7 protein-coding genes are annotated in these 5,455 nt (G+C 44.6%); 6 read left to right on the top strand and 1 reads right to left on the bottom strand.

All coding sequences use genetic code 11. From position 1 onward, the window contains the following. Nucleotides 1-259: acetolactate synthase small subunit (ilvN, locus tag ABY436_RS18710; protein WP_372740443.1), on the top strand; the 259-nt coding region annotated here is incomplete at its 5' end. Nucleotides 260-370: 111 nt separating this feature from the next. Beyond that, nucleotides 371-772 carry an acyl-CoA thioesterase gene (locus tag ABY436_RS18705; protein WP_372740442.1) on the top strand — a complete coding sequence of 134 codons (402 nt, stop codon included), beginning with the start codon at nucleotides 371-373 and terminating at the stop codon, nucleotides 770-772. Here ABY436_RS18705 and ilvY read toward each other — a convergent pair. Beyond that, nucleotides 762-1,670: an HTH-type transcriptional activator IlvY gene (ilvY, locus tag ABY436_RS18700; protein WP_372740441.1), complete on the bottom strand. Its 909-nt coding sequence runs from the start codon at nucleotides 1,668-1,670 to the stop codon at nucleotides 762-764. The genes ABY436_RS18705 and ilvY overlap by 11 nt on opposite strands. Nucleotides 1,671-1,798: 128 nt before the next feature. Here ilvY and ABY436_RS18695 point away from each other — a divergent pair, with 128 nt between their 5' ends. From ABY436_RS18695 to ABY436_RS18680, 4 genes are all read left to right on the top strand, one after another. Next, nucleotides 1,799-2,791, top strand: a complete 993-nt coding sequence (locus ABY436_RS18695; RefSeq protein ID WP_372740440.1) for a patatin-like phospholipase family protein — start codon at nucleotides 1,799-1,801, stop codon at nucleotides 2,789-2,791. A 65-nt stretch (nucleotides 2,792-2,856) separates the two neighbouring features. After that, entirely contained in the window at nucleotides 2,857-3,618 is a 762-nt protein-coding gene (gene pssA / locus ABY436_RS18690; RefSeq protein WP_372740439.1) for a CDP-diacylglycerol--serine O-phosphatidyltransferase, read from the top strand. Nucleotides 3,619-3,681: 63 nt separating this feature from the next. Further along, nucleotides 3,682-4,689 carry a protein-methionine-sulfoxide reductase catalytic subunit MsrP gene (gene msrP, locus ABY436_RS18685; RefSeq protein ID WP_372740438.1) on the top strand — a complete coding sequence of 336 codons (1,008 nt, stop codon included), beginning with the start codon at nucleotides 3,682-3,684 and terminating at the stop codon, nucleotides 4,687-4,689. Next, nucleotides 4,680-5,297, top strand: coding sequence for a sulfite oxidase heme-binding subunit YedZ (locus ABY436_RS18680; RefSeq protein WP_372740437.1), 618 nt, complete (start codon nucleotides 4,680-4,682; stop codon nucleotides 5,295-5,297). The genes msrP and ABY436_RS18680 overlap by 10 nt, the downstream gene beginning before the upstream one ends. Nucleotides 5,298-5,455: the final 158 nt, after the last annotated feature.

The following is a 5,455-nucleotide window of genomic DNA, read 5'->3' as shown; positions in this document are numbered from 1 at the left end:
AGGCGAACACATTGAGCGTGAATTGATGATGATCAAGTTCAAGGCAGCGGGAGCATTTCGGGCGGAAGTTAAGCGTACCGCTGATATTTTCCGTGGGCAGATTATCGACATTACGCCTAATACTTATACCGTGCAGTTGGTAGGCTCCAGCGCTAAGCTGGATGCGTTTATTGATGCATTAGGTACGGCCAGTATTATGGAAGTAGTGCGCTCAGGTGTATCTGGTATTGCGCGCGGTGAAAAAGTGCTTAGCCTGTAATCACTGCGTTAGTCAGTAAAAAGCCGCTCCTGTTGGTATAAAAGGAGCGGCTTTTTTATAACTTCGCTATCAAGCGTCAATCTTATTTATCAACATGGAATAGGAAAGTAGATGGAAACACCGTTTCAGATAAGCAGTAAAGTGCGCGACTATGAGTTAGATATGCAAGGTATCGTCAATAACGGTGTTTACTTTAATTACCTTGAGCATGCACGTCATGAATACTTACTGGCCCATGGTGTCGATTTTTCTGCGTTAGCGTCGCAAGGTATTCACTTGGTGGTCGTGCGTTCTGAGCTGGACTATAAAGCCTCTTTAACAAGTGGTGATGAGTATGTGGTACAGGTTGTTGTTGAGCGGCTCAGTAAGGTGAAGTTTGCTTTTCGGCAAAAGGTTATTCGTTCATCAGACCAGAAACTCTGCGTTGAGGCGTTGGTTGTAGGTACGGCACTTAATGAACGTGGACGTCCTTATTTATCTCCCGACATTGAGGCGCTCTTTGTTAATGCTTAGTTTGTTGAGGGGTGTTGGTTTTGATTTGGCACCAGAGTGCATTGATTAACGGGTTTTTAAGTTTCTTTTCTAATGTGAACAGGCCGACTTCATATGGCTTTAGTTCGGGTTTGATAGTTAATATTTCGATTTTTTCTGCTAATGGACTATTGTCTAAAACGATTTTTGGGACGACGCCCACACCAAAGCCAAGACTGACCATGCTGACAATCGCTTCGTTTCCGGCGACCTGGGCATAGATGTTAGGCTTCACTCCTTTCTGGCGGAACCATTCATCAAGCCTATCTCTTGATACTCCGCCTTCAGGAAGAATCATAGGAATGCTACCCCATTGCTCAGTCGTTGTTGGGGGTGAAAGGTTTTCATTCAGCGTGTTTTTTGCTTTGGGGGCGATAAAAAGTAACGGAGATATTCCAACCGGCTTGAATGCCAGATCTTTAGGCAGGAGATCTGGTTTGGCTGCTATGGAGATGTCTTCTTCGTTATTTTGTACCCGACGCAGTGCGTGGTCAGGATCTCCGGTGTGTAATTTTATTTCAATGGCAGGGAAGTTATGACGAAACTGACTAAGAATATCGTATAGGAAGCTGTAGCTGGCTGTGACTGAGCAATAGATGCTGACCTCGCCGTGAAGTTCTTTCGCTTCTGCCAGTAGGGTGTTTCGTGTTAGGTCCCATTGAGCTAACGCCTCACGAGCATAGGCTTGGAATAGAGCTCCTTCATGGGTGAGTTGCACGCTGCGGTTATCGCGTACAAACAAAATAACGTTTAGCTCTGTCTCCAGTTGTTTAATAGATCGGCTGAGTGCAGAGGCACTAATGTGGCAAAGTGCGCTCGCACGACCGAAATGTAGTGTGTCAGATAAGCTAAGAAAATGCTGTAAAGTGCGTGTATCCATAACGGCATTATCACATAAATGAAACCTGCCTTTGTAAAAACGATTTAATAAATTTAAAACCCTTAGTGTAGCGTGTGCTGCTTTTTCTGTTATATTTGTGCAGTGCACAATAATTAATGGAGGTTGTTATGCAGGTCGTTAAGATTAATCTCGCTTTACAGGGCGGCGGTGCGCATGGGGCTTTTACATGGGGGGTTATTGACCGTCTTCTGGAAGAAAAATTATTGTCGTTCGAAGGTATTAGTGGGACCAGCGCCGGGGCAATGAATGCGGTGATGCTTGCGGAAGGGTGGCGTTTAGGAGGCCGTCAGGGTGCCAGAGATAAATTGGATGAGTTTTGGGGCGCTATTTCTGCTTTGGATTATGGGAAGGTGTTACCTGAGCATCTTGAAGGCTCTATGGCCCGTTTGTGGCTGTATGCGATGAAATATGTATCTCCCTATGATATCAACAAACTTGACATTAACCCCTTGCGGGACTTGGTGAGTCAGTTGGTTGATTTTGAACAGCTATCGCTCGACTCTCCGTTTAAGTTATTTCTTGCTGCCACGGAAGTTAGTACGGGTAAATTAAAAATTTTCAGAGAGCCTGAGCTAACGGTTAATCATGTGCTTGCCTCAGCTTGCCTCCCTAATATACATAAAGCGATAGAGATTGATGGATTGAATTATTGGGACGGTGGTTTTTCTGCTAATCCAGCGATTTTTCCATTGATATATGATTGTGATAGCGATGATGTCCTTATTGTTTTGTTGCAGTCTTTGGTGGGGAATGGGTTGCCTATAACAGCAGAGACCATTGGGGAGCGGGTGACAGAAATGAGCTTCCAAAGTACTTTTTTGCGAGAAATGAGCAGTATTGCTGCTATTAAGCGACAATCGATGCCTCAGGGTTGGTTTTCAGGTAAGGCTGTACGAAAAATTGGAAGTATGCGTACCCATATTATAGAGAGTCATGAATTGTTGTCTGGTTTGGGGCGTGCCAGTAAATACGATACGCGTAAAACCTTTCTGCATGGCTTGAAAGTGGCTGGGCGTGACGCTGCTTGTGTTTGGCTGGGGCAGCATCAGGGTGTGTTGGGCAAAAAAACGAGCTGTGATATTGATGCATTGTTTGCCTGATAAACTATCGTGCTGTTGAATGGCGCTGTAGAATGGGGCACTTTTATTATTTATATAGTGACGTTATGACTGAAGAAAATGAATCTTTTCATGAGGATGAGTCTGTTTCGGAGCCGGGTGTGAAACCAAGGCGTGGTATCTACCTGTTGCCTAACCTATTTACTACAGGAGCACTGTTTTCTGGTTTTTACGCGGTAATCGCGGGTATGAGCTCTCATTTCGAGGCGGCCGCTATCGCTATTTTTGTCGCTATGGTGCTGGATGGCCTTGATGGTCGTGTAGCAAGAATGACTAATACATCAAGTGCATTTGGTGCGGAGTATGACTCTTTATCTGATATGGTCTCTTTTGGTGTTGCTCCGGCATTAGTAACATTTAGCTGGGTGTTAGGTGATATTGGAAAAGTGGGCTGGTTCGCGGCTTTCATCTATGTGGCGTGCGCTGCTCTGCGGCTAGCGAGATTTAATACTCAGATCGGTTCTGTCGATAAACGTTATTTTATCGGTCTTCCTTCGCCTGCGGCAGCCGCTGCAGTGGCTGGTTTAGTATGGGCTGCAACAGAATATAATATTGATCCTGCGCCTTATGCTTATATTATTGCGCTTTATGTAGCCTTAGCTGGCATCATGATGGTGAGTAATGCGCTTTATAATAGCTTCAAAGATGTTGACCTGAAAGGGAAGGTGCCGTTCGTCATCCTGGCAGCAATTGTATTGGGTGTGGGTGTGATATCCATTGAGCCTGCGCTATTTTTGTGGGTTTTGTTCCTGGTGTACAGTGCGTCGGGGCCGGTTATGTGGCTGTTGCGGAAAAGGAAAAAAGCGTAAAGGGAATTATTTCTAGTAAAAGGGTCTAAATTTTCATTGGTATTTATTACAGTGAGAATTTAGATGTTAATTAAAAAGGCTGAATTAATAACAAGCTCCGAGATAACGCCAGAGTCTATCTATAAGCAGCGTCGTCTTTTTATGCAAGGTTTGGCAGGAGCTGCCGCCTTGCTCTCTTCCGGTACCGTTTCAGCCCTATCAGAATATGACTTCAAAGAAGACTGGCCTATCTACGCAGGCCCTGAGTGGATGCAGTCATCTATCAGGGCTGCTGAGCGTAATAATCGTTTCTCCTCGAATGAAAAGCCTGCCCCGTATCCTGATGTGATTTCGCACAACAATTTTTATGAATTCGGGCTTGGTAAGCAGGATCCGAGTCGTAAAGCTCAGCAGTTTAAAACGGATCCCTGGACAATAGAAGTTGAGGGGGAGGCAGAGAGAGTTGGTAAGTTTGCATTAGAGGATTTTATAAAACCGCATAAGTTCGAGGAAAGAATATATCGGTTACGTTGTGTTGAGGCATGGTCGATGGTTATTCCGTGGCTGGGGGTTCCTCTGGCGGATATTTTAAAACAGTTCCAGCCTACGAGTAAGGCAAAGTTTGTTGAGTTTACTACGCTGTATGATCCGCAGCAGATGCCAGGTCAAAAAGCTCTTTTCAGCTCCTTAGATTGGCCTTATGTTGAAGGGTTAAGAATAGATGAGGCGATGCATCCTTTGAGTTTCTTGGCTACAGGCCTTTATGGGAAAGCCTTACCGCCACAAAACGGAGCGCCACTGAGGTTGGTTGTTCCATGGAAATATGGATTCAAAAGTATTAAGTCGATAGTGAAGATTCGTTTCACTGAAACTATGCCTGAATCGACATGGAATCTTACCGCGCCCAAAGAGTACGGCTTTTTTGCTAATGTGAATCCTGAGGTTGACCATCCCAGATGGACGCAGGCATCTGAAAGGCGTTTGCCTTCATCTTTATTTTCGCCTAACCGAATTGAGACATTACCCTTTAATGGTTATGCGGAGGAGGTTGCTCATCTTTACAGTGGCATGGATTTACGTAAATGGTTTTAGGTATTAATCCTGCAAAAAGCAGGCTGGTTTGGTGCTGCGTTTTTTTGGGTTTGCTACTGCCATTATTACTATTGTCATATGACATTTATGCGCAGCAGTTAGGCGCTGATCCAGCTATAGAGATAGTAAAGTATTTGGGCACATGGGCCATTGTTTCATTATGGTTAAGCCTCTGGGTGGCGCCGTTGCGTCGAAGGTTGTCGCTTACTTGGCTAATGAGATTTCGTCGCATGTTTGGTTTATATGCATTCTTTTATAGTGTCCTGCATTTATTAGCATTCGCTACTTTTATAGTGGGGTGGCAGTTTGACATATTGCTGCAAGAGTTTTTGGAGCGGCCCTACATTGTAGTAGGTGCAGCGGCAGTGTTGTTTCTGCTGCCGCTTGCGGTCACGTCTACGAAAAAAATGCAGCGTCGCTTAGGGCGGCGTTGGATTCAATTACATAAGCTGGTGTATCTTATTTCAATCCTGGTAATGATTCATGTGTTATGGATGGTGAGAGCCAGTTACGAAGATGCCATCGTTTATGGTGGGTTTTTGCTGATTGCTTTGGCTGAGAGGGTCTGTTTTAGTTTTAAAAAGAATAAACAACGGCAGAAGGTTTGAATATGCTGTGTTTTTGGAATAATTTTCACTTTTTTAAGGCATGGCTGTTGACTCCTTTCGGGGAGTCTGTAGAATGCGCACCTCTTCCCAAGGAGGCTGCCAAAAAGCAGCATTGAGAGGGGAAGATGCTGGTAGATAACGCCTTGATAATTAACATT

This window comes from Neptunomonas sp., from assembly GCF_041601355.1.
GTDB lineage: Bacteria > Pseudomonadota > Gammaproteobacteria > Pseudomonadales > Balneatricaceae > Neptunomonas.
The sequence above is the reverse complement of the archived record's forward strand: the minus strand, read 5'-3'. Positions and strand labels throughout refer to the sequence as shown.

What these genes read in the sequence shown, in the direction of transcription:
- msrP (WP_372740438.1), top strand. Translation starts at nt 3,682, where the DNA reads ATGTTAATTAAAAAGGCTGAATTAATAACAAGCTCCGAGATAACGCCA.
- pssA (WP_372740439.1), top strand. Translation starts at nt 2,857, where the DNA reads ATGACTGAAGAAAATGAATCTTTTCATGAGGATGAGTCTGTTTCGGAG.
- ABY436_RS18705 (WP_372740442.1), top strand. Translation starts at nt 371, where the DNA reads ATGGAAACACCGTTTCAGATAAGCAGTAAAGTGCGCGACTATGAGTTA.
- ABY436_RS18680 (WP_372740437.1), top strand. Translation starts at nt 4,680, where the DNA reads ATGGTTTTAGGTATTAATCCTGCAAAAAGCAGGCTGGTTTGGTGCTGC.
- ilvY (WP_372740441.1), bottom strand. Translation starts at nt 1,670, where the DNA reads ATGGATACACGCACTTTACAGCATTTTCTTAGCTTATCTGACACACTA.
- ABY436_RS18695 (WP_372740440.1), top strand. Translation starts at nt 1,799, where the DNA reads ATGCAGGTCGTTAAGATTAATCTCGCTTTACAGGGCGGCGGTGCGCAT.